At 62.9% G+C, this 21,468-nt stretch carries 23 protein-coding genes and 1 pseudogene; 16 read left to right on the forward strand and 8 right to left on the reverse strand.

All coding sequences use genetic code 11. The features are described 5' to 3' along the window. Positions 1-38 precede the first annotated feature (38 nt). Positions 39-1,157 carry a hypothetical protein gene (locus ACYQ8E_RS11385; RefSeq protein ID WP_459861040.1) on the forward strand — a complete coding sequence of 373 codons (1,119 nt, stop codon included), beginning with the start codon at positions 39-41 and terminating at the stop codon, positions 1,155-1,157. 129 nt (positions 1,158-1,286) lie between these two features. Then, complete coding sequence (gene mepK / locus ACYQ8E_RS11390) at positions 1,287-1,868, forward strand: peptidoglycan L,D-endopeptidase MepK (RefSeq protein WP_066729281.1); 582 nt, start codon at positions 1,287-1,289, stop codon at positions 1,866-1,868. A 98-nt stretch (positions 1,869-1,966) separates the two neighbouring features. Here mepK and ACYQ8E_RS11395 read toward each other — a convergent pair whose 3' ends face one another. Then, entirely contained in the window at positions 1,967-3,679 is a 1,713-nt protein-coding gene (locus ACYQ8E_RS11395) for a L,D-transpeptidase family protein (RefSeq protein WP_197463678.1), read from the reverse strand. A 213-nt stretch (positions 3,680-3,892) separates the two neighbouring features. On the opposite strand from ACYQ8E_RS11395, the gene ACYQ8E_RS11400 reads away from it, so the two are divergent. The 7 genes from ACYQ8E_RS11400 to ACYQ8E_RS11430 all read left to right on the forward strand — a co-directional run bounded on the left by ACYQ8E_RS11400 (position 3,893) and on the right by ACYQ8E_RS11430 (position 9,707). Then, positions 3,893-4,390, forward strand: a complete 498-nt coding sequence (locus ACYQ8E_RS11400) for a ferritin-like domain-containing protein (protein WP_066729284.1) — start codon at positions 3,893-3,895, stop codon at positions 4,388-4,390. A 6-nt stretch (positions 4,391-4,396) separates the two neighbouring features. After that, positions 4,397-4,693, forward strand: a complete 297-nt coding sequence (locus tag ACYQ8E_RS11405) for a hypothetical protein (protein ID WP_066729286.1) — start codon at positions 4,397-4,399, stop codon at positions 4,691-4,693. 94 nt (positions 4,694-4,787) lie between these two features. Further along, entirely contained in the window at positions 4,788-5,474 is a 687-nt protein-coding gene (gene radC, locus ACYQ8E_RS11410) for a RadC family protein (protein WP_066729288.1), read from the forward strand. Between the two features lie 132 nt (positions 5,475-5,606). Beyond that, positions 5,607-7,982 carry a peptidase U32 family protein gene (locus ACYQ8E_RS11415; protein ID WP_066729293.1) on the forward strand — a complete coding sequence of 792 codons (2,376 nt, stop codon included), beginning with the start codon at positions 5,607-5,609 and terminating at the stop codon, positions 7,980-7,982. A gap of 37 nt (positions 7,983-8,019) precedes the next feature. Further along, positions 8,020-8,502, forward strand: coding sequence for a hypothetical protein (locus tag ACYQ8E_RS11420; protein WP_066729294.1), 483 nt, complete (start codon positions 8,020-8,022; stop codon positions 8,500-8,502). Further along, on the forward strand, positions 8,499-9,008 hold the full coding sequence (locus ACYQ8E_RS11425) for a permease (protein WP_066729295.1): 510 nt from the start codon (positions 8,499-8,501) through the stop codon (positions 9,006-9,008). The genes ACYQ8E_RS11420 and ACYQ8E_RS11425 overlap by 4 nt, the downstream gene beginning before the upstream one ends. Positions 9,009-9,248: 240 nt before the next feature. Next, positions 9,249-9,707 carry an FKBP-type peptidyl-prolyl cis-trans isomerase gene (locus ACYQ8E_RS11430; RefSeq protein ID WP_459861041.1) on the forward strand — a complete coding sequence of 153 codons (459 nt, stop codon included), beginning with the start codon at positions 9,249-9,251 and terminating at the stop codon, positions 9,705-9,707. Positions 9,708-9,784: 77 nt separating this feature from the next. Here ACYQ8E_RS11430 and ACYQ8E_RS11435 read toward each other — a convergent pair whose 3' ends face one another. Together ACYQ8E_RS11435 and ACYQ8E_RS11440 are read right to left on the reverse strand one after the other, a co-directional pair. Next, complete coding sequence (locus ACYQ8E_RS11435) at positions 9,785-10,462, reverse strand: YkgJ family cysteine cluster protein (RefSeq protein WP_066729298.1); 678 nt, start codon at positions 10,460-10,462, stop codon at positions 9,785-9,787. Positions 10,463-10,629: 167 nt separating this feature from the next. After that, positions 10,630-11,097, reverse strand: a complete 468-nt coding sequence (locus tag ACYQ8E_RS11440; RefSeq protein ID WP_066729300.1) for a hypothetical protein — start codon at positions 11,095-11,097, stop codon at positions 10,630-10,632. A gap of 245 nt (positions 11,098-11,342) precedes the next feature. On the opposite strand from ACYQ8E_RS11440, the gene ACYQ8E_RS11445 reads away from it, so the two are divergent. Beyond that, on the forward strand, positions 11,343-11,840 hold the full coding sequence (locus ACYQ8E_RS11445) for a ferritin family protein (protein ID WP_066729301.1): 498 nt from the start codon (positions 11,343-11,345) through the stop codon (positions 11,838-11,840). A gap of 1 nt (position 11,841) precedes the next feature. On the opposite strand, the gene ACYQ8E_RS11450 is transcribed toward ACYQ8E_RS11445, so the two are convergent. Further along, positions 11,842-12,672, reverse strand: coding sequence for a ribonuclease H-like domain-containing protein (locus tag ACYQ8E_RS11450; protein WP_066729302.1), 831 nt, complete (start codon positions 12,670-12,672; stop codon positions 11,842-11,844). A 168-nt stretch (positions 12,673-12,840) separates the two neighbouring features. Here ACYQ8E_RS11450 and ACYQ8E_RS11455 point away from each other — a divergent pair, with 168 nt between their 5' ends. Further along, positions 12,841-13,149: a c-type cytochrome gene (locus ACYQ8E_RS11455; RefSeq protein ID WP_066729303.1), complete on the forward strand. Its 309-nt coding sequence runs from the start codon at positions 12,841-12,843 to the stop codon at positions 13,147-13,149. Between the two features lie 89 nt (positions 13,150-13,238). Further along, positions 13,239-14,120 (forward strand): ATP-binding protein, encoded by an 882-nt coding sequence (locus ACYQ8E_RS11460; protein ID WP_066729304.1) that lies wholly within the window; start codon positions 13,239-13,241, stop codon positions 14,118-14,120. On the opposite strand, the gene ACYQ8E_RS11465 is transcribed toward ACYQ8E_RS11460, so the two are convergent. From ACYQ8E_RS11465 to ACYQ8E_RS11475, 3 genes are all read right to left on the reverse strand, one after another. After that, positions 14,117-14,812 carry a pirin family protein gene (locus ACYQ8E_RS11465; protein WP_066729305.1) on the reverse strand — a complete coding sequence of 232 codons (696 nt, stop codon included), beginning with the start codon at positions 14,810-14,812 and terminating at the stop codon, positions 14,117-14,119. The genes ACYQ8E_RS11460 and ACYQ8E_RS11465 overlap by 4 nt on opposite strands. Before the next feature lie 62 nt (positions 14,813-14,874). Continuing rightward, the gene (locus ACYQ8E_RS11470) at positions 14,875-15,315 is read right to left on the reverse strand and encodes a MarR family winged helix-turn-helix transcriptional regulator (protein WP_157471933.1); all 441 of its coding nucleotides are present in this window, start codon (positions 15,313-15,315) and stop codon (positions 14,875-14,877) included. Between the two features lie 237 nt (positions 15,316-15,552). Further along, a complete protein-coding gene (locus ACYQ8E_RS11475; protein ID WP_066728011.1) occupies positions 15,553-16,926 on the reverse strand; it encodes an IS4 family transposase in 1,374 nt (457 codons plus the stop codon). Positions 16,927-17,078: 152 nt separating this feature from the next. Between ACYQ8E_RS11475 and ACYQ8E_RS11480 the strand changes: the two are divergent. Both ACYQ8E_RS11480 and ACYQ8E_RS11485 read left to right on the forward strand, forming a co-directional pair. Next, a pseudogene (locus tag ACYQ8E_RS11480) lies at positions 17,079-17,534 on the forward strand (DUF481 domain-containing protein); the annotation flags it as partial. 31 nt (positions 17,535-17,565) lie between these two features. After that, complete coding sequence (locus ACYQ8E_RS11485) at positions 17,566-17,808, forward strand: DUF481 domain-containing protein (RefSeq protein ID WP_442856870.1); 243 nt, start codon at positions 17,566-17,568, stop codon at positions 17,806-17,808. 174 nt (positions 17,809-17,982) lie between these two features. Here the strand turns inward: ACYQ8E_RS11485 and ACYQ8E_RS11490 are convergent, their stop codons facing one another. Beyond that, positions 17,983-19,575 (reverse strand): DUF445 family protein, encoded by a 1,593-nt coding sequence (locus tag ACYQ8E_RS11490; protein ID WP_066729307.1) that lies wholly within the window; start codon positions 19,573-19,575, stop codon positions 17,983-17,985. A 146-nt stretch (positions 19,576-19,721) separates the two neighbouring features. On the opposite strand from ACYQ8E_RS11490, the gene ACYQ8E_RS11495 reads away from it, so the two are divergent. Together ACYQ8E_RS11495 and ACYQ8E_RS11500 are read left to right on the forward strand one after the other, a co-directional pair. After that, positions 19,722-20,243, forward strand: a complete 522-nt coding sequence (locus tag ACYQ8E_RS11495) for a GNAT family N-acetyltransferase (protein ID WP_066729309.1) — start codon at positions 19,722-19,724, stop codon at positions 20,241-20,243. Next, positions 20,240-21,376 carry a M20 family metallopeptidase gene (locus ACYQ8E_RS11500; protein ID WP_066729311.1) on the forward strand — a complete coding sequence of 379 codons (1,137 nt, stop codon included), beginning with the start codon at positions 20,240-20,242 and terminating at the stop codon, positions 21,374-21,376. The genes ACYQ8E_RS11495 and ACYQ8E_RS11500 overlap by 4 nt, the downstream gene beginning before the upstream one ends. Positions 21,377-21,468 lie beyond the last annotated feature (92 nt).

The following is a 21,468-nucleotide window of genomic DNA, read 5'->3' on the forward strand; positions in this document are numbered from 1 at the left end:
AAGATGGGCAGCGCATCCCCCTTGCCGACAGGAGCCTCATGCCCGACTACCGGGACGCGATTAGCCCAACCCCTGCCCTGCTGCCACGACCGGATCTCGCCGCCATGATCCGGCTGGTGCGGACCCTCGACCAGCTGAGCCGCCAGCCCGCCTACCGCCAGCAGGTGCTCCCCCAGCTCCCCGAGACTGCGCGCTTCAACCCCGGGCACGACGCGGTGATGATGGGGTATGATTTCCTCCTCTCCCCCGCCGGGCCGCGCCTGATCGAGGTCAATACCAACGCGGGCGGCGGTCTTCTGGCCTATCTTGCCCACGCTCCCGCCACTCCCCTGGCGACGGCAACCCTGCCACCGCGCTTGAAGCGCCAGCTGCTGGCATCTTTCGCTGCCGAAATTTCGGCCTTCAGCGGCGGCCGGCGGGAACGCCCGCGGGGGATTGCCATTATCGACGAAAACCCCCTCGACCAGTTTCTCTATACCGAGATGCAGTCCTTCGCCCGCCTGTTCGAGACGGAATGGGGGATTCCCGCGCTGATCACCGATCCCGCCGGTCTTGTAGCCGGGACCGAAGGTGTCTTTAGTGCCGGCCGCCCCATCGACCTGATCTACAACCGCCATTGCGACTTCTACCTGGAGAGCCCGGCCATGAGCGGACTGCGCGACGCTTACCTGGCCGGCAAGGTCTGCCTCACCCCCAACCCCTTCATCTATGGGCTGCTCGCCGACAAACGGCGCATGATCCTCTGGTCGGATCGGGATGCTCTCGCCGACCTTGCACTCCCCGCCGTCGCTCGGGACCGGTTGCTGGCCATGATCCCGCAGAGCCGCCTGCTCGCCGCCATCGATCCGGCCCAGGCCTGGCAGCAGCGGGAAGAACTGGTCTTCAAACCGGTCTCCCGCTTCGGCAGCCGCGGTGTGCTGCTCGGCCGCAAGATCAGCCGGACCCGCTTCGACGAATTGCCGCCCGCGGAGACCCTGGTCCAGCAACTGGTGCCGCCGTCGCTGACGGAAATCGGTAGCGGCATCGCCCTGAAGACCGATTACCGTCTCTATGTTTACCGCAGCCAGGTCCTGGGCGTCGCCGCGCGTCTCTACCAGGGGCAGGTGACAAATCTGCGCACCGCCGGTGGCGGATTCGCGGCAGTCCACCTGATTTGAACGGATAATGGCTTGATTTAGAGCCTATTTTCTGGTACAGCTCTTGCTTTTCATCCCTTAATCGCTTGATCGCTGACCTCCTCTGTACCATCAAAGTCGCAATTCCAGCTCAGGGAGCCGTTTGAAGGCATGAACCCTTCCTCCTTCCAGCCATGCCCCGAACCGGGCATCAGCCGTCGCACCCTGCTCAAGGCCGGGCTTCTGGCGACTGCCGGTCTGTTGCTGCCGGGCCGGACCCTGGCCAGCCTTGCCGCCCCGCTGGTCCCGGAGAAGGCCGTCTCCCTTTACAACATCCACACCGGAGAATCCCTCACCAGGGCCGTCTACTGGGCGGAAGGGGAGTTCATCCCCGAAACACTCGCCGAAATCAACTTCCTGTTGCGCGATTATCGCACCGGCGAGGTCACCAGCATCGAGCCGCAACTTTACGATCTCTTTTTCGCTCTGCGGCGCAAGCTTGGCGCTACCGACCCCTTCCACGTCATCTCCGGTTACCGTTCTCCCGCCACCAACGCCATGCTGCGGGCCACCAGTAGCGGCGTCGCCCGCCACAGCCTGCACATGCAGGGGAAGGCCGCCGACGTGCGCCTCCCCGGGGTCGAACTCAAGACCCTGCGCAAGGCCGCGATATCACTTCACCGCGGCGGCGTCGGCTACTACCCCGATTCCGACTTCGTTCACATCGACACCGGCCGCGTCCGTTCCTGGTAGGTTGCCGGCCAATTCATCCCGCCCTCTCGCACAAAAGGCTGCGCCAACCGGCGCAGCCTTTTCATCTGCAGTCACTGCGGGACGGATCGGGTGGCCGTTCATCCGCCACGACCAACGCCTGCTTCGGGGGTCGCTACCAGCAGGGCCCCGGTCGCCCTGCGCGCGGACTCCAGAGCCAGATTGAGATCGAAATCCCGCCGGTAAATATCGTCGCGAAAATTGATCCGGCCTTCCCCGTCGACCCAGGCCGTCCAGTAAAGAATATGAACCGGGAGAGGGTTGGCCAGATCGACCCGGAGCGGCACTGCAGGAAGCGCTCCCGGACTCAGGTTGAGGCCGGCCCCTGCCGGGTCTCCTCGCAACAGATAGCTCACCAGGGCAAATGGCCGTTGAATGCGGATGCAGCCGGAGCTGAAGGAACGGATCTCGCGCCCGAACAACCCCGGGTCGGCGGTATCGTGCAGATAGACGGCGTAGGGGTTGGGAAACATGAACTTGACCCGGCCCAGCGGGTTCCAGGGTCCCGGTCGCTGGCGCAGCATGCCGGGGAAATTCTCCGCCTTGACCTGTCGCCAGTCGATGGTGGCCGGATCGATGATCGTCACCCCATCCCAGCCGACAATTTCAAAATGCCGCGCGGTGAGCAGGCCGGGGTTTCCCTTGACCTTGGGGAGAAGGTCCTCGCGCAGGATGGTGGGGGGAACGTACCAGTAGGGCGAGAGTTCGAGATAGCTGAGCCGGCCGGAAAAGACCGGGGTTTTTCGATAGGCGGTGCCGACCACCACCGGCATGCTGAGAACTGGCAGATCGTCTTCGACAACGGTCAACCGGAAATCAGCGATATTGACCAGAATGTGGTTTGTGCCCAGGCTATGCGGGAGCCAGCGCCAACGCTCCAGGTTGAGTTCGAGCTGGCGGATGCGGGTGGTAAGCGGCACGTTGAGTTCGGCGCGGGTCCGCTCTCCGAGCACGCCGTCGGCGCCCAGACCATGGCGGGACTGAAAACGCTTTACTGCCGCGACCATCTCCGGATCATAAAAAGCATCGCTGCCGGCCCCGACGGCGAGATCGCCGCCAGCCTGCAGGCGCTGACGGAGCAGCGGCAACCGCGGATCCTCCATCCCCGGACGCAGGGTCGGGCCGCCCGGAACTACGGGCCAATCCCCGGCCAGCCACTGGCTCCGGTAGTCAGCCAACACCCGGCGCAGGTCAAAGTAGGCAGGCTGGGGGGGGAGCAGCTCGGTCAGCACCGATTTGACCCGGCCCTGTTGCAGGGCAAACTCCAGCAGCCGGGACGGATTGACGCGGCGTGACCGTACATGCCAGTCGTCAAAGGCCAGGTTGGGATCAACGCGGCCTTCGACCAGATCCGTTGCATAGAGCAGGAAAGCATCACTCAGCAACAGGTCAAGGCGGGCATGAATCGATCGCGTCATCGCCTCCAGGCCGGCCGGGGGCGCGGGTAAGGCGAGCAGGGATTCGATCTGGTCGAGGTGATAATCCTCCGGGCAGAGACCATCCGCAGCGGCATTGTTCAGCACTTCGCGCAGCTCATCAATCATCCGCCCGGGCTGTCCGGCAGCGAGCCATGCCGGCTGGTAGCCACGCCGCTGGTAGAAGTCCTGCAGCTGCGGATGCCAGGGGGTAGCGGCCACAAGGTCGTTCGGGCCACCGGCTGCCGTGAGCTGCTGCTGCACAGCCATCGTTTCCAGGTTCACGATCGGCGGCTGGTCCCCTCCCCAGCCAGGGCCGGCGCAGAGCACCATCAGCCAAAAACCGACGCACCCCCTCCCGATCAAGGCTATAGCCACCTTCATAATCACCTTTCCCAGCTTCCTGCAGTCTCCTGCCTTCCCTGCACTTTAAGCATAACGCAAAACCGGGGCCGCTGCTGGGTTCCCTCCCGTTCAATCGTGCAATTACCAATTTGACATAGCTGACACCCTCAGTCATACTTTTGGCACTTGGACTGCACCTCTGAAACCATCAGCGGCAGCATGCAAAATTGCGAAGGAGAGCTCATCATGCCCCAGGAATTCAACATGCAGGAAGCAATCAAACTGGCCATTCAGACAGAAAAGAATGTCATGGACTTCTACAAGCGGGCAGCGGCCATCACCAGCAACCCCCGCGGCAAGAAGGTTTTCGAGCTCCTTTCCAAGGAAGAGCGGGAACACGCCGGGCATTTCTTTCATCTTTACCAGGGGCAGGATCTTGGCAGCTTCGATGAATTCATGGCACGTCCGCCGCAACCCGACTCGGTCATGCTGCACGAACTGGCCAAGGCAATCGATGACCAGGTCGGCGAACGCAAGGCGATGGAGATCGCCCTGCGCGAAGAGCAGGACCTGGAAAAAAACCTGCGCCTGACCGCCTCGCGCATCATCGACCCTTCGGTGCGCACCGTGTTCGAGCGGATGGCGCAGGAGACCCACGATCACTACGAAATTATCGAGTCCGAGTATGCGCGCCTGATGGGGATGGTGCACGAGACCGATATCGACACCTACGTCCGGGAGTAGCCCAAGATGCAGCGGATTTTATTACTGTTTACCGTCCTTTTCATGAGCCCGGCACTCTGCTGGGGCTCCACCGGGGCGGTCGAAAACCTCGGCGCCCATCGCCTGCGGGGGATGGACGAGTTCCAGCAGATCATCGACAGCAAGTGCAGCATCTGCCATACCCGGGAGCGGGTTGACAAGGCGATCCGCAATCGGGAGAACCTGGAGCGGATCGAAGAGCAGATGATTGAACGCGGCGCCGTTCTCAGCGAGCGGGACAAGTCGGTCCTCGGCACCTTCTGGGGTGACCCGCTCAAGAAATAAGCGCGCCGGTGGCAAGGGCAGCGCAGAGGGGACCGGCCAAGGCCGGTCCCCTCTGCGCTGCCGACAATTCGCAATATTCATCCGGGAGGGGGGAATGCGGAGAATCAAGGACTGGCCGCAGGCCGAGCGGCCGCGGGAAAAGCTGCTCGCGCGCGGCGCCGAAGGGCTCTCCGACGCGGAACTGCTCGGTCTGGTGCTGCGTACCGGCGATGCCGCTTCGGGCCAGAGTGCGGTCGACCAGGCGCGCCAGCTGCTCACCCGTTTCGGCTCCCTGCGAGCGCTCGGTTCGGCAACTCCGGTCGAACTCTGTGCGACCCGGGGAATCGGGCCGGCCAAGGCGGCCGAGCTGGTGGCCGTTTTTGAGCTGGCCCGTCGTTTTGCCGGCGCCCCCCTCGCCCCGGGAGATCGCTTCACCTGTTCGGAAGAGGTTTTCCGCCACTATCACGAACGCCTGCGCGATCGCAAAAAAGAGGTCTTTCTCGCCCTGCTCCTCGATAGCAAGAACCGGGTGCTGCGCGAAGTCCAGATCTCCGAGGGGAGCCTGACGGCGAGCATCGTCCACCCCCGCGAGGTCTTTGTGCCGGTGGTGCGGGAGTCGGCTGCTGCCGTCCTCTTCGTTCACAACCATCCCTCCGGCGACCCGACACCAAGTCGCGAGGATCTCGAGATCACCACGCGATTGCAGGAGGCCGGCACGCTGATGGGGGTGAGGGTCCTCGACCACATCATTATCGGCAGCGGCGGTTATGTCAGTTTTGTCGACCGCGGCCTGCTCGGCTAAGCGCCTTCCGGTACACCTTCAGGATGAAGGCCGGTTTGGCATTGCGCCGTTGCGGCGCCCCGTGCTATGTCTGACCCAACCTGACAGCTGCGGCTGTCACCCTTGTTCCCCTTGCCAGACGCGAACCTGCCAATGACCCCGCCCAAACCCGAACTCCTGGCGCCCGCCGGCAGTCTCGAAGCCTTCTTTGCTGCCATGGAAGCCGGCGCCGATGCCGTCTACACCGGCCTGAAAGAGTTCTCCGCCCGTGCCAAGGCGAAGAATGTCACCTTAAACGAACTCGAACGCATGCTCGGCTACGCCCGCGGCCAGGGACGCAAGATTTACGTGACCCTCAACACCCTGGTCAAGGAGCGCGAACTGCCCCAGCTGGTCGATACCCTGGCGGCCCTCGAATCGATCGGCATCGACGCGGTGATCCTCCAGGATCTCGCGGTCTGGCGCCTGGCGCGGCAGCACTTCCCCGGGTTGGAACTGCACAGTTCGACCCAGTTGACGGTGCACAACGCCGCCGGGGTGCGGATGCTGGAAAAGTTGGGGTTTTCCCGCGCCGTCCTCGCCCGCGAGCTCTCCCTGGCGGAAATTGCCGCCATCCGCAGCCAGACGACGATGGAGCTGGAGCATTTCATCCATGGCGCGCTCTGTTTCTCGTTTTCGGGGCAGTGCTACTTTTCCTCCTTTCTCGGCGGCAAGAGCGGCAACCGTGGACGCTGCGCCCAGCCCTGCCGGCGCCGCTACCGCTACCGCAACCAGGACGGCTACTACTTCTCGACCAACGACCTCTCCGCCATCGACCTGCTGCCGGAACTGGCGAGCGCCGGCGTCATCAGCTTCAAGATCGAGGGGCGAATGAAGAGCGCCGAGTATGTCGCCAGCGTCGTCGGCGCCTACCGCAAGGTCCTTGACGCCGCCCCGGCCCAGCGCAAGGAGGCGATCCGCGCCGGCAAGGAGCTGCTCAAACTCTCCTTCGGCCGCGCCCCGACCAAGGGCTTTCTCCCCGGCACGCTCCCGACCGACATCGCCACCCCCGCGCTCACCGGCGCCACTGGTCGTTTCCTCGGCGAAGTCTCCCAGGTGCGGGGGAGCAGCCTGACCTTCAAGAGTCGCGACCGCCTGCATGTCGGCGATCGTCTGCGGGTACAACCGAAGAGCGACCGCGCCGGCAGCGCTTTTACCATCAAGGAGCTCCTCCTCGGCAAACGCCCGGCGATGGTCGCCGCCGCGGGGAGCCTGGTCACGGTCCCCTCCCCCTTTCGCGACATCTTCAAGGTCGGCGACACGGTCTTCAAGGTCTCCTCCGAGCAGGCCTTCACCCTTAGCGAAGCGGCCTGCAAGCGGCGCCTCGAACAGGCCCCGGCGGTAACCCGGCCGGTCACCCTCGCGGTCACCATGCCCACACCGCAGACCCTCGCCATCCGCGCCCACTGCGCGGGGTTTGCCCTGCAGCGCGACTACCCGGTGGAGAGTTTTCCCGCCCTTGATCGCCCCCTCGACGCTGCCACTCTCGAAGCGGTCTTCACCCGCACCGCCGGGGCACCGTTCAGCCTGGACGGATTCACCACCGGCCCGCTACCGCCCGTCGTCATCCCGCCGAGCCGTCTCAAAGAGATTCGGCGCGACTTCTATGAAGAGCTCGCCGCGCGCCTCGCCAGGGAGCGTCAGGTACTGCGCCAGGCGGCCCGGCAGGCGGCGCTGGCCGGGCTGTTGCCGGCCGGCCCGGCGCGGGCCGCCCGCCAGCGCCATCTCGACGTGGTCATCTCCGGGCCGCGGGACGGCCAGCTCCTCGGCGACCCCGATGTCGACCGGGTCCTGATCCCCCTCACCCCGTCCGCCTTGCAGGAACTCGACCGCAGCGGCCGCCGCCTGACCGGGCAGGCCTCCAAGGTGGTCTGGGATCTGCCACTGATCATCCTCGATGCCCAGTGGCCCTCCTATCGCGACGCGGTACAGCGCCTGGTGCAGCGTGGATTCCATGATTTCCGTCTCAACAACCTCAGCCATTTCGAGCTTTTTGCCGGATACAGCGACCTGCGCCTGATGACGAGCTACCGGCTCTTCGCCCTCAACAGTCAGGCGCTCCTCGCCTGGCGCGAACTCGGGGCCTGTGAAGCGACCCTCTACCTGGAAGACGACCAGGAGAACCTGGCCGAGATTTGCCGTCGCGAGACCGGTCTCGAGCTGGCATTAACGGTCTATGCACCGGTCCCCTTGATCACCTCGCGCATTCCGATCAAGGGGGTGCGCGGCGACAGCCCGGTGGTTTCCGATCGCGGCGAGCACTACCGGGTCGAACAGCGCTCCGGCATCACGGTCCTCAGTTCCGAGACCGACTTTTCCCTGCTCGGCCAGCTGCCGGCGCTGCAGGCGCTGGAATGCAATCGACTGATCGTCGACCTCAGCCACCTCGGCCCCTTTTCGCCCCGCGGTCGCCAGGTTCTCGATGCCCTGCGCAAGGGGCACGACCTGGCCGGAACCAGCCCCTTCAACTTCCTCAAAACCCTCGAATGACCGGCACCGGGGTGTACGACCCGGTGCAGGATGACGCATGAACCCTGTCGGCTACATCTACCTGCTCCTGATCGGCGGCGCCTACCTTTTCGCCCTGCGCCGGGACCGGGACAAGACCCTGCGCAGCCTGCAGGCCGCCGGTCGCTCGCTGCGTAGCCTGGTACCGCTATTGATCGCCGTCTTCGGTCTGGTCGGCCTGTTCCAGGTCTTCCTCCCCCGGGAGTTGATCGAACAGTGGCTCGGCGCCGCCTCGGGCGGCACCGCGCTCCTCAGTGGCGGGCTCCTCGGCGCCATCGCCATCGGCCCGCCGGCCGCCGCCTTTCCCCTCGCCGGCTCGCTGCTCCAGGCCGGGGCCTGGGCGCCGGCGGTGGCCGCCTTTATCGTCTCCTGGCTGCTGGTCGGCATCGTCACCCTTCCCTTTGAGGCGACAGTCTTCGGCCCCCGCTTCGCCCTGGTCCGCAACTCGCTCTGCTTTGCCGCCTCCCTGGCGATCGGCCTGCTGATCGGAGCGCTGCTGTGAAGCCGGAGGCACCCAAACGCCGCATTCCCTGGCTGCCGATGACGGTTGGCATTCTCTACCTCTGGGCCCTCACCGTCGATCCCGCGCGCACCTGGCAGGCGCTCCGGGTCAGCGCCGCTCTCTTTGCCTCGGTAGCGATGATCATCGTCGCCGTTTTCGGCCTCGCCGGTCTGATCCAGGTCTGGCTCGATCGCGAACGGGTTGCCCGCCTTCTCGGCCGCGAGGGAGGAATCCGCGCCCTGTTGCTCGCCGCCCTCTTCGGCACCCTGCTGATCGGGCCATCCTACGTCATCTTCCCGCTATTGAAGACGGTGCGCGAACAGGGGGCGCGCTGGGCCGTTCTCGGTATCGTCCTCGCCGCCTGGGCGGTCAAGATTCCGATGCTCCCCCTGGAGATGGAATTTCTCGGCTGGCGCTTTTCCCTCGCCCGCTCGCTGCTGACCCTGCTCTTCGCCTTCCCCATCGGCCTGCTCCTCGAATTCGCGATGGAATACCGGCGGCGATAATCAGGATTTCTCTGGCGCTCCTGGGGATCTCCAGCAGCGGGGACTCCAGCAAAGACGGATGAATATCATTAAGTGCCGCCGAATGAATTTGAATCCAACATAGGCCGGTTCATGCGGGTCGGAAGGAAGATCCCGTCGCCGGGGCAATTTTGCCGGCAGGGCAATTTCTCCCCCCGTTGCGGCGAGAAAATGGTATAGTCCGGCCATTGACAGGATCTGATTTCGGAAAGGATAACGATCATGAAACAGGCAAAACAGGGCGACCGGGTACGCATCAACTACGTCGGTCGTCTCAGCGACGGCTCCATCGTTGACAGTTCCGAAGACACTTGCGAGGACGAAGGGTGCGGCTGCGACAGCGGTCCCCTCGAATTCGTCATCGGCGATGAGGAGGTCATCCCCGGGCTCGAGCAGGCGCTGGTCGGCATGCAGGCCGGCGAGAAGAAGAGCGTCAACATCCCCTGCGACCTCGGCTACGGTCCGCGCGACGAGGAGCTGGTGATAGTGGTGCCCCGCTCCGACCTGCCAGAAGAACTCGACCCCGCCGTCGGCGATGTGCTGGAAGTGACCGACGACGACGAGGGGGACTTTGCCGTCACCGTCACCGCGGTCACCCCCGAATCAGTAACTCTCGACGCCAACCACCCACTGGCGGGAGAAGACCTGGTCTTCGAGGTGGAACTGGTCGAGATCGTCTGAATTTCAGCCGTTCCCGTTGAAACGCAAAAAGGGCCTGCGACTGCAGGCCCTTTTTGCGTCTTGCCTTCTCTTGCCGGCTAACGCGGGTCTTCCGGTTCCACCTGGCGCCAATCGATCGCGCCGAAATCGATGAGCAGAGTGGTGGGGATGAAGGTGTCGAGTTCGACCCAGTCACGACCGGTCAACTGCCGGGCGAAGCGACGGAAGAGCTCGATCTCGCGGCCGAAGGCGGCGCGGAAGGACCAGCGCAATCGAGGATCAGCTACGGGATCGGCGTTGACGTAGTTGAGGGTACAACAGCTGTCAGCAAAGGACTCGCCGGAGAGGTCGATGTTGGGCAGGCCGTGCAGGCGGCAGGTCAGCGGCCGGGCGGCGTAAACCAGGCAACGGCCATCGACGCCGAGGAGCGGGCAGGGGGTTTCGTCCCCTTCCGGCATCTCGGTCCACTCGGCGTCCGGCAGGCCGTTGAGCAGATAGGGGGCATTCAGTCCCGGCCACTGCTGTTGCAATTCGACCAGGCGCCGCTGCGCCGCCGTCAGGGCGGGCTGGCGCAGGTTCACGGGCAACCGGTCGAAGGCCTCCTTGAGCAGGAAGGCATCAAGCAGGGTGATATCGAAGAGGCCGCGGCAGCATCCGCTGCAGCCGACCCGGCAGGCAATCTGCCCGGGAACCGCCTGCTGGCAACCGGCAAACCAGCCATCCACCTCGGCCAGCAGCCGGCGATAGTCCTCGATGATCGGCCTTAAGGCATCCATGGGTTGATCCTACGTCGGCAAGTGTCGGCATTTCAAGGTGCGAAACCGGCGAATACTCTTCGCGTTGCCTCCCTCCCGCAGTCACTTGGTGCCAGACGGGATAGCCGGAATAAAAAACCGGCAGCCGTTTTTGGCTGCCGGTCAGGAGTCAGCATGGGTATTACGGTTCAGTGCGGGTAGTGGATGTGATCGACGAAGCTGGTGAAGCCGTAGGCGAGCGCCGAGAGGAGGGCAGTGAGACCGCCGCCGAGCAGGACCGGCACCAGCAGGAACATCTCGCGGAAGTGTTCGGAGATAAAGAGGAGTCCGGCGAGCCAGCCGAGAGAGAGACTGACACCGACCACCACCTTGACCACTTCCTTGTAGATAACGAAGAGCCGCACCAACTGGCGATTGCTCTCCTCGCCATCGGTCATCTCCAGATTCACGTGGCTGGCGACCGCCGTCGAGAAGAGGCGGAAGGTGGCGAACAGACCGCAGAAGAGGAGCAGGGTAAGGAAACTCTGCCGGGCGATCAGATTCGGGGCGGCGACGACCGCCGGGATCTTGCCGACAAAAAGGCCGCCGCTGAAGAGGGCGGCGAGCAGGATCGACTTGTTGTCGCGGCGAACCGCCTGTTTGATTCTCTGCAGCATGGGATTCTCCACCTCTGGTTTTAGCCCCGTCGGGGCCCAGCCAATCGGAAGGATAAATGCTGGAGAGATTTTGCCACAGCAGCTTTGCAAGTTCCACCATTTTTTCGTTAAATTCCATATAGTTGAGAAATTTTAATGTTAATAGTTATTCATTTTACCCCCTTTGACAGCGAACACTTTTCCGCCATACTTTCGGCGAGGGGCTTGAGGAAAGGGTTTGGGTTCTCTTTTTCGGGGAGGTGACGATGCCACAGGAATATACCCTGCAGGAAGCGCTCTGGGAGGCCATCCACGCCAAGAAAAACCTGCGTGACTTCTACCGCAAGGCGGCCGAGATCACGGAAAACCCGGCCGGTCGCAAGGTCTTCGTCCGCCTCGCCAGTGAGGTCGAGGAGAATATCGGCAAATTTTTTTCCCATTACCGCCGGGGTGATCTCGGCGATCTCAGGGATTTTCTGGCTGCCCCGCCCCATCCCGACTCGGTGATGCTGGTCGAACTCGACCGCGCCCTCGACAAGGATATCCACGAACGTCGGGCCCGGGAACTGGCGCTGCGCGAAGAGGCCGACCTGGAGAAAACCTTTCGCCTCACTGCCGCGCGCATCATCGACCCGACCGCCCGCGGCGTCTTCCTTGAGGTCGCCGAGGACGCCCGCCGCCACTATGCGGTGATCGAGTCGGAATATGCCCACACCATGGGGATGGTCCACGAGACCGATATCGATACCTACGTGCGGGAATAGTTCACCAGCCGCAGAGCCGGCGCCGCAGAGCGAGAACCGTCCCTTCCGCCACCCGGTGGGGGAGGGGCGGCAACGCCGGCAGCGGCAGCCGGGCGCTGCCGGCGAAGGGGGTCGCTGCCAGCTTGCGGTTATAGGCATGGACGGCGAGGGTGGCCAGGTTGACGGTATCGGCAACGTTGTAGGCGAGGAGCGTCTCCCGTGCCTGGTGGTCGCCGCTGCGACAGTACTCCTGCCAGAGCAGAACAGCAAAATAGCCGTCGATCCCGGCCAACTCGTTACGGCCGATGCCGAGCTGGCGCTCGCACCCTTTCAGTCCGCCACGCAGGCCGAGGCTGTGCAGAACGTAGCGCAGGTCGAGATGGGCCTGGTCGAAGCGCATGCCGAAGGAAGCCTCGAGGAAGGGGAGATCGAAGCACTTGCCGTTGTAGGTGACGAGCAGCTTGTAGGGCGCGACGGCGGCCGGGAAGTCATCGAGGTTCTCCCCCTGAACGAAGGTGCGCACTTTTTTGCCATCCCAGAGGGCGATGGTGGTTACAACATCGACACCGCGGGCCAGCCCGGTGGTCTCAATGTCGAGGTAGGCGGTGGCTTCCGGGTATTCCGGCAGTAGCCGCCACTGCTCCCGCGCCGGCAGCAAGCGGCCGAAGTAGCCGGCATCGCCGGCGCCGAACCGCGAGCAGGACTCTTCGAGGGCAACGGCGGCCTGGCGACGCAGACCCGGGATCGGCGCGGCGGCGGCCAGGTCGGCCCAGCAATGCAAGCCCGCGGCCCAGAGCTGCTGCTCCAGGCCCGGGCTGATGCCTGGCAGATGACAGAAGGTTCGCTGCAACATGGCTGCAGAGTACACTGGCGAGGGGGAGCGGGGCAATCCTTGAGAACGCTCTTTGACCTCGTTCCTTGCCAAACCGTCGCCAACCGCTAAGATATCAGGTACCGCCTTTTGCCTTCGGCAGAAACCGGCCAGGCCCTGACCAACCCATCTTCCGGAAAGGAAACCCCCATGAAAAAGAGTCTCGCGCTCCTCTTCGTCCTCCTCTTTGCCCTCGCCGTCACCTCCGCCTTCGCCGCCCGCACCGGTAAGGAGGTCTATACTGCCAAGTGCGCCATGTGCCACGACAGCGGCGTCGCCGGCGCCCCCAAGTTCGGCGACCAGGCGGCCTGGAAGGCCCACCTCGAGAAAGGCATGGACCACATGCTCGAAAATGCCAAAAAGGGGATCGGCGCCATGCCGCCGATGGGAATGTGCAACGGCTGCTCGATGGCCGAGCTGAAGGCCGCTGTCGAGTACTTGGCGGGAACCGCCAAGTAAGATTCGCCCTTGCCTCCCCCGGGACGAAAACGGTATGGTAAAGCCCTCCCGCGCAGCGGGAGGGCTTTATTTCTTGCGGAGGCTCAACCATGCCCCTCGACCCCGAACTGACCGACCAGCTGCGCCGGGTCCTCGCCGCAGTGGAACAGATCCTGCCGGCGGCGCTACCGGCCCTCGACTGGCAGGCCACCTGGGCGGCGAGCTGGCGCCGTCACTCCCTGGCCGGCACCCTGGAGCCGGCCGGCGAGCTCGACCCGATCCGGCTCGACGAGCTCCTCGGCATCGACAAGCAGAAGGCGATCGTCTGCGCCAACACCCGCCAGTTCCTGCAGGGGCTGCCAGCCAACAACATCCTCCTTTGGGGGAGCCGCGGCACCGGCAAATCGTCGCTGGTAAGGGCCATCCTCAACGCCTACGCTCCGCAGGGGCTGCGCATCATCCAGGTCGACAAGGATGACCTGCCAAGCCTGCCCGACATCTTTCACCAGATCCGCAGCCTCCCCTACCGTTTCCTCCTCTTCTGCGACGACCTTTCCTTCGAACCCGGAGAGAAGAGCTACAAGATGCTGAAGAGCGCCCTCGACGGCTCGGTCTACGCCGCCCCCGCCAATACCCTGATCTACGTCACCAGCAACCGGCGCTACCTGCTCCCCGAGTATCCAACCGACAACCTCGGCGCAAAAATGGTCAACAACGAGGTTCATCACGGCGAAGGGGTCGAAGAGAAGATCTCCCTCTCCGACCGCTTCGGCCTCTGGGTCGCCTTCCACGCCTTTTCCCAGGACCACTACCTTACCGTGGTCGCCCAGTGCATCGAACAGCTGGCGGCACGGCACAACACTTCCATTTCCTGGAATGCCGAACTGGAGCGCGCCGCTATCGCCTGGTCCCACGAGAAGACCAAGCGCTGCGGGCGAACCGCGTTGCAGTTCGCCCGCTACTGGGTCGGCCGTCACCTGCTTGCCGATTAGCTCAGATCGAAGAGAAGCAGTTCGGCGTCGTTCTCGGCTGCCAGCCGCAGCTGCGACTCGTTACTGAGTGCCGCGCCATCCCCTTCGTTCAGCTTCGTCCCGTTGACTTCACCCCTCCCCAAGATCACCTGTACCCAGGCGTGCCGCCCGCTCTTCAGTGCATAGTCCAGAGTCGTCCCGGCGTCAAGCCGACCGAGGAAAACTGAAGCATCCTGGTGGAGGCGGGCCGCGCCGTTGCTGCCCTCAGGGTTGAGAAGGGGCGTCAGGGCGTTTTGCGCCGCGCCGGAAAAATCCTTCATGACATAGCCGGGCTCGAGCCCTTCGCGGTCAGGCAGGATCCAGATCTGCAGCAGGTGGACCTCCTCGCTGTTCGAGGGGTTGACCTCGCTGTGGCGCACCCCGGTGCCGGCGGTGATCTTCTGCAGCTGATAGGGGCCGATCACTTCGCGGTTGCCGAGGTTGTCGCGGTGCTCCAGCGCCCCGCTCAGGACCAGAGTGAATATTTCCATGTCCTGGTGCGGGTGCAGTCCAAAGCCGCGTCCCGCTGCCACCCGGTCCTGGTTGATGACCCGCAGGGCGCGAAAGCCCATGTGCTCGGGGTCATGGTAGTTATGAAAGGAGAAGGAATATTTCGTATCCAGCCAGCTCTCCTGGTGACTGCCACGCTCGTTCGACTTACGGATGGTGATCATGGTTGCTCTCCCTTTCCTTGGGCTTGGATTGTTTCGATATCGAAATAATCCCGTAAAAAAATTTACGCCCTGCGCCCCAGTTTCTTCAACAGGCGCCCGAGTTCGTCCTGTTCTTTGGCGGTGAGGACCGAGAACTCCGCATCGACCACTTCAGCGTGGCGCGGGAAGAGATCTTCGATCAGGCTCCTCCCGGCGTCGGTCAGCTCGACCTTGACCTTGCGCCGGTCGCTGCCGCTGCGATCCCGGTTCACCAGTTTCCTGGCCTCCAGCGCATCGACGACCGCGGTGAGGTTGGCGTTGCTCTTGAGCACCTTCTGGCTCAGCTCCCCCTGGCAGAGCGACCCGAGATGACGGAGCGCTTCCAGCACGGCAAACTGGCTGTGGGTCAGACCGGCGTGGTGCAGGTGGCGGTGGATATGGGCCGTCGTCGTGTTGGTCGCCCGCATCAGCTTGACGTAGACTGCCAGGGCCTGTTTTTGCGATTCTTTTAGCCTGGACATCATGGTGCGTCCCATCATTGTTTCGATTTTAAATATTTCGATATCAAAGTACCATAACGGCAAAAACAGGTCAACTCCTTCCTAGTCAAGCCAGCTTAAACCCTGCTTATGGCGGCGACGCATCGCAAGGACACAGCTTGACAAGGACAGGGCAAAAGGTTAAACAGGACCCCGTTTTATTAATAACTCAACTTTCGCACCGATCAAAACACTGCAACAGAGCGAAAACACGTGGATCTTTCAGAAAATACAGGCCGGAAGTAGCATCGGCCGTCGAATTATCGCCGGAATCTGCGCCATGAACTCCTCCAAGGCGGCGGCAACCGGTGCTGCGATTTCGTCGGCGAACTTCTTGAGCATCTGGCGGAATGAATTCAGCAGCAAAGTCACGGCCTCGGCGAAACTGGCTTGCCGCAGCTCGTCGCAGCCGGCATGAAACAGAGTCCCCAACGTTCTCGGATCCTTTGCCGAGCGCCTGGCGAGTTCCAGCATGATGTAGCGGGCGAAGACAATCGTTGTATGGGCTACCAGCGCATCGTAACTGCGGCTCTGAAATTCTTTGGCCAATTTCAGATAGCTCTTTGAGATCTTGAAAAAAACTTCGATGTCCCAGCGGCGCTTGTAGAGCTTGACGATCTCTTCATCGGCAAGATCGACATCGGTCGATAGCAGCGCCAGCCACTTCTTGGTGTTGCGGGCGCGGACAAAGACGATCTTAGCCATAATAGCCCGGTTGCGGGAATCCGTCCCCAGCTCTACCTGGACCGAGGCCAGAATCTTTGCTCGGCCACACCGCTTGCGGACACTCTTGTACAATTCTTTGAGGGTGAGATCGAAACCTTTATAGCCGTATCTGGTCTTCGCCTCCTTGAGCATGCAGATGACCTGCTGCTTCTGTTCGAGCAGGCCGATGATCGTCGCAGGAAAGGCGAACCAGCTGTCGAACAGCAGATAATCGGCCCGGATGCCGCTCTCTCGGGCCTGCTGCACCAGATCCTTGAGCACCTCCGGAGCCTTGCGCAGACTTTCGGCCCGACGCTTGAATCCGTTAGTCCGCTTATCGACTGCGGCCATGGGAGCCAGGCGGTTTTTCTGCTTGGCGGAACTGAGCAGACTGAACGAGACCGGCAGATAGCTGGAACCGTCCGACCAGCCCAGGGTCAGCAGGCGGAAGCCGCGATAGTAGCGCTTGTCGTTATGGTCATGGACACGCGCCAGAAGTTCGACTTTCTTGCTCCGATTGCGGTCGTAGAGTGAGTCGTCGACGATGAAAACCTTGGGTGTCTCTTCGGCCGTCAGCGGCAGGATCGTTTTGCTGAGCACCGTCGCGCAGAGCAGGTGGAGAAACTTCCGCCAGTTGGCGTTTGAAGAATTCAGAAAGCGGTACACGGAATCCTTGCCGATCTCCGCTCCTGAGGATTCGGCCAGCAGATAGCGGAAGAGGTTCTTGCCGGTGAAGACCAGGCTGAAGATCATCCGCATGACCACAACCGGGGCGATCCCGCACTGTTTGACGATGTTGCTTTGCTTCAGTAAGAGTGCGATGCGCTGATTATCAAAGAACGACGAAATTTGGTTCTGACATGAAACAGTTTCTGCTACAATCGGGCTCAAAGCATCATCTCCTTGTATGTGTCTAGGTTGTTTGGCGACTACCTATTTTACAGCAAGAGATGATGCTTTTGTTTAATTATTTCATATTGTTACGTATTTTTTTGTCCTGCGAAAGTTGAGTTAATAATCTTCAACCCTGGCAGGAGGACTCCATGAACCAACTACCCCGTTTTCTCTGCTCCCTTCTCTTTGTCTGTCTCGCCGCACCGGTTTGGGCCGGCGATGCACCCGGCACCTGGAAGGATCAGGCAGAACTGGCCTACGTTGATACCAGCGGCAACACAGAAGTCACCACCCTGTCAGCCAAAAACCGGGTATCCTACCAATTCACTGACCAGATCGCGGGTCTGTGGCGGGTGGAAATTCTCAATGGCAAGAGTGATGGCGAGCGCAATGCCGAATCGTATTTTACTGAACTCCGGGGCGATTACGCCTACACCGAACGGCTTTACTACTACGCCAATGCCAGTTGGCTTAAAGACAGCTTTGCCGACATCGACTCACGAACTGTCGTCGGTGCCGGTTGTGGCTACAAATTCCTGACCGGCGCCAAGCACTTCCTGGTCGGCGAATCGGGCCTGACCTACACCACCGAGAAGTTCACAAACAGTTCCGACGATCAATACGTGGGGGGGGCGCCTGTTCGGTCAGTACGAATACCATTTCAACGACCGCACCAAGTTCACTCAATCCGCAGAGGCCCTTCTCGACCTGGAACAGATGAGCAATTACCTGCTCAACTCCGAAACGGCCTTCACCGCCGCGCTCAACAGCGTGTTTTCCATCAAAACCAGCTATGTCATCAAGTACGACAATGAAACGACGGGAGGCACCAAACATACGGATACCATCCTGGCGGCTTCTCTGGTCGCCAATTTTTAATCCGTATCGGCCCAGGGAAAAGGGACGCGCTCCTCATCACAGGCAGCGCGTCCCTTTTTTGAACCTGGCCTCCTCTGGCGGGGCGAGGGCATGCAGGTCGATTTCGACCACCTCAGGTTACAACCATCCGGGAACAAATTCCTTCCAGTCCTCTTGCTCACGGAACCTTGCCGCCTAGAAAAACCGCAGCGCCAGCACGTTGACCAGGCCGATCATCCCCCCGAGCAGCGCCCCGAAGAGGTTGATGTACTTGAACTGCTCCTCCATAATGCCGAGCAGCAGCCCCTCGACCTTGAGGATGTCGAGGGAGTTGACCTTCTCCTCGACCATGCGGGCGACGTTGAGGGTTTCGACCAGCGGCGGGACCTCCTTCTTGAGGATCTCGCCGATCTGCCGGCAGAGGCCGACCTCCAGTTCCTCGCGCACATCCGCCGGTACCCGCGCCGAGAGCTTGCCGAGGGGATGGCGAAAAAGCCACTCCTCGCTCTTTTCGGCCAGCAGCCGGGCGAGCGCCTCGCGGGCGGCCGGGGCGCGCAGCGCTTCGAGCAACCGTTCGGCGATCAGCTCTCGCAACGCCTCGACCCGGCCGTCGGGGAGAGCGCGACCAAGCAGGCTGCCAAAGGAACGGTCCTTGACCTGTTCGATCCCTTTTTCCAGCAGCGCCAGGGCGCTCTCGCTGGCGCGACGGCTCTGTACCAGGGCGACGGCGCGGTTACGGAGGAAGCGCCGCACCCCGGCGACCTTCTCGTAGGAGACCTTTTCCAGGTAGCTGGCCAGGGGCCGGTCGAGGAGACCATCGACCCGCTCGCGCAGCAGCGCCGCCACCTGGGCCTGGGTGCGCTCCTCGCGCAGCCAGCGGGCGATCTCCTCCCCCGCCTTGTCGAGAAACTCGGGGAGGCGATCATAGATCTTGTCGAGGTTGATGAAGCCGGCGAGGAGCCCGGAGAGGCCGCCGAGGGAGTCGAGGAATCCCTCGATCGCCTCCTTCCCCTTCACCACCAGCCGCTCGCGGAAGAGCGGATCGTAGAGGAGTCCGCCGAACTTCTCCAGCAGCGGCGGGACTTCCTTCTCCAGCTGCCCGAGCAGGAGCTCGACGAGATCGCCGGGGAGGAGCTCGCGCAGCGTCTTTTCCGAGGCGAACCACTCCTCGCTCTTGGCATCGACGAAGGCGGCGACGCCGCGGCTGACCTGCTCGGAGCCGAGGAACTCGCCGATCTTGCCGTCAAGATGGCGGCGCAGGCCGGCAGAACGTTCCGGGGTGAGGAAGCTCTCGAGGTCGCGGGCGAGGAGTTCGTCCCCCTTGCGTTGCAGATAGCCGCGCAGGGCGGTTTCGAATTCGGCGCTCTCGAGGTAGGCGAAGATCGCCTTCACCGCCTTCCAGCGCAGCAACTCGACCAGCTCGCGGAAGCGGCCGCGGAATTCGGCCGGGATCAGCTCCACCGCCGGGCCGAGGTCGCGATCGAGAAAACTGCCGAGCTTGTCGGCGACCGCCCCCTTGAGCTCGCGGCGGAACGTCTCCTTTTCCAGGGTGCGGCCGACATCGTCGGCGGTCAGCAGATGGCTGCCAACCATCTCGCCCATCTTCTGCGCCAGCTCGCCGCGTTTGGCGGGGATGATGCCGGGAGTGAGCGGCACGCGCAGCCCAAACAGGTGCCAGGGGCGCAGCGGCCGGAAGAGCATGCGAATGGCAATATAGTTGGTCACATAGCCGATGAAGGCGCCGATCAGGGGCGGCAGCAGGATCGGCAGCAACTGCTGGTAGGTCAAAGGGATGACTCCTCTGTAAAAAATTTTGGTAGCGGCGGCCGGGGCTTCCCAATATAACGTCATTCCGACGCCCGGACAAGCTCGGCAAGGGGCTCCTATCTGATATAGTTTAGCTTGACGTCAACGCTTGCCCAACGAGGAGAACCATGACGAACGACGGCCCAGGCGAAGCTGACCGCCTGGTCATCCGCGAGATGACCATCGACGACCTCTCCGAAGTCTTCCATATCGGCGAGGCGGTCTTCACTGCCGAATTCTCCCAGAGTCTCTACCGCACCTGGGACGAGTACGAGATCACCACCCTCTTCAACTCCGACAGCGAGCTCTGCCTGGTCGCCGAGCGGGACGACCGGATCGTCGGCTTCGCGCTGGGCACCACCGTCGAAAAGGCCAAGAGCGCCTGGAAGTACGGCTACCTGGTCTGGCTCGGGGTGCGGCGCGAGGGGCAGCAGGGGAAGGTCGGCCAGAACCTCTTCATCGAGCTCAAGCGGCGCATGCGCGAACAGGGGGTGCGGATGATCCTCATCGACACCGATGCCGACAACGAAGGGGCGATCCGCTTCTTTCGCAAGATGGGGTTCGGCAACGACCAGGAGCACGTCTACATGACCCTTAACCTGAGCCGCAAACGGCGCCGTACGACCAAGGCCAAGGAGAAAAAATCTTGAACGATTGCCAGGACCGGGTCTGGGCCGCCATCGATGCGACCCGCCTGCACCAGACCCTGATTGAAGCCCTCGACATCTATTCTCCTTCGGGGAAGGAGGAGGATATCCAGCTCTTCTTCGAGGAACGCCTGCTCGCGACCGGCTGCCGGCTGATCCGCCAGACGGTCGAGGAGGAGCGCTTCAACCTGCTGGCGACCATGGGCGACGGACCGCCACAGCTGCTGCTGGTCGGCCACGTCGACACCGTGCCGGCCTGGGACTGGGAGGAGTTCGGGGCGGTGGCGGAGGAAGGGATCATCCGCGGCCTCGGCAGCGCCGACATGAAGGGGGGGTGCGTGGCGATGGTCGAGGCCTGGCTGGCGCTGGCGACCCTCCCCGAAAAAGAGCGGCCGCCGGTCGGCCTGCTGCTGGTGGTCGGCGAGGAGGAGAACGGCGACGGCAGCAGCCATTTTCTCGGCGGGGAATGTCCTCCCTGGGTTGTGATCGGCGAGCCGACCGGCCTCACCGCCTGCCTGGCCCACTACGGCTACCTCGAGGCGGGCTTCGTTACCAGCGGCCGGCGCATCCACTCATCACTGCCGGAACTGGGGCACAACGCCGTCGAATCGATGCTGCGGGTCCTGCTCCACCTCGCCCGCGACCCTCTCTTCGACCGCACCGAATCAGGGGTGGTCTACTCGATCCGCGAGTTGAGTTCGTCTCGGGCCGGCTTCGTCGTCCCCGACCGCTGCGAAGCCTGGATCGACCTCCACCTGCCGCCGGCGATGGACCCGGAAGCGGTCGCGGCGACGATCCGTCGCCAGGCCGATAGTGCCCGCGAACTGGTCCCCGGACTCGACCTTGAGGTTGCTTTCGACTTCGCCTCACGCGGCTACGACCTCGGGCCGCAGCCGCAGCTGTGGGACGCGCTCGCCAGCATCTACCCGGGGCTCGGTCTGACCCTGCGCCGCGACGCCTTCCGTTCCCATTCGGACGGCAACCTCTTCTTTGCGGCCGGCGTCAAACCGCTGATCCTCGGCCCCGGTGCACTGGAGACCGCCCACACCCCCGACGAACAGACCAGTTTCGCCGATGTCGTCGCGGCGGCAAAAATTTACGCCGCCCTGGCGCTCGCCGTCAAGGGAGCAGGCTGAAGAACGGACTCCGTCTTGGATTTTTTCGATAGGGCATCCCCTGAGGGGTTCCTAGCCCAGGCATAATCCGATTTTTATCAGCTTTTATTCGA

Source organism: Desulfuromonas carbonis (assembly GCF_054658035.1).

Bases quoted from the DNA above. Each gene is read 5' to 3' on its own strand.
- radC (WP_066729288.1), top strand. From the start codon at position 4,788: ATGCGGAGAATCAAGGACTGGCCGCAGGCCGAGCGGCCGCGGGAAAAG.
- mepK (WP_066729281.1), top strand. From the start codon at position 1,287: ATGAACCCTTCCTCCTTCCAGCCATGCCCCGAACCGGGCATCAGCCGT.
- ACYQ8E_RS11415 (WP_066729293.1), top strand. From the start codon at position 5,607: ATGACCCCGCCCAAACCCGAACTCCTGGCGCCCGCCGGCAGTCTCGAA.
- ACYQ8E_RS11435 (WP_066729298.1), bottom strand. From the start codon at position 10,462: ATGGATGCCTTAAGGCCGATCATCGAGGACTATCGCCGGCTGCTGGCC.
- ACYQ8E_RS11400 (WP_066729284.1), top strand. From the start codon at position 3,893: ATGCCCCAGGAATTCAACATGCAGGAAGCAATCAAACTGGCCATTCAG.
- ACYQ8E_RS11420 (WP_066729294.1), top strand. From the start codon at position 8,020: ATGAACCCTGTCGGCTACATCTACCTGCTCCTGATCGGCGGCGCCTAC.
- ACYQ8E_RS11440 (WP_066729300.1), bottom strand. From the start codon at position 11,097: ATGCTGCAGAGAATCAAACAGGCGGTTCGCCGCGACAACAAGTCGATC.
- ACYQ8E_RS11405 (WP_066729286.1), top strand. From the start codon at position 4,397: ATGCAGCGGATTTTATTACTGTTTACCGTCCTTTTCATGAGCCCGGCA.
- ACYQ8E_RS11460 (WP_066729304.1), top strand. From the start codon at position 13,239: ATGCCCCTCGACCCCGAACTGACCGACCAGCTGCGCCGGGTCCTCGCC.
- ACYQ8E_RS11430 (WP_459861041.1), top strand. From the start codon at position 9,249: ATGAAACAGGCAAAACAGGGCGACCGGGTACGCATCAACTACGTCGGT.
- ACYQ8E_RS11450 (WP_066729302.1), bottom strand. From the start codon at position 12,672: ATGTTGCAGCGAACCTTCTGTCATCTGCCAGGCATCAGCCCGGGCCTG.
- ACYQ8E_RS11470 (WP_157471933.1), bottom strand. From the start codon at position 15,315: ATGATGTCCAGGCTAAAAGAATCGCAAAAACAGGCCCTGGCAGTCTAC.
- ACYQ8E_RS11465 (WP_066729305.1), bottom strand. From the start codon at position 14,812: ATGATCACCATCCGTAAGTCGAACGAGCGTGGCAGTCACCAGGAGAGC.
- ACYQ8E_RS11495 (WP_066729309.1), top strand. From the start codon at position 19,722: ATGACGAACGACGGCCCAGGCGAAGCTGACCGCCTGGTCATCCGCGAG.
- ACYQ8E_RS11385 (WP_459861040.1), top strand. From the start codon at position 39: ATGCCCGACTACCGGGACGCGATTAGCCCAACCCCTGCCCTGCTGCCA.
- ACYQ8E_RS11445 (WP_066729301.1), top strand. From the start codon at position 11,343: ATGCCACAGGAATATACCCTGCAGGAAGCGCTCTGGGAGGCCATCCAC.
- ACYQ8E_RS11455 (WP_066729303.1), top strand. From the start codon at position 12,841: ATGAAAAAGAGTCTCGCGCTCCTCTTCGTCCTCCTCTTTGCCCTCGCC.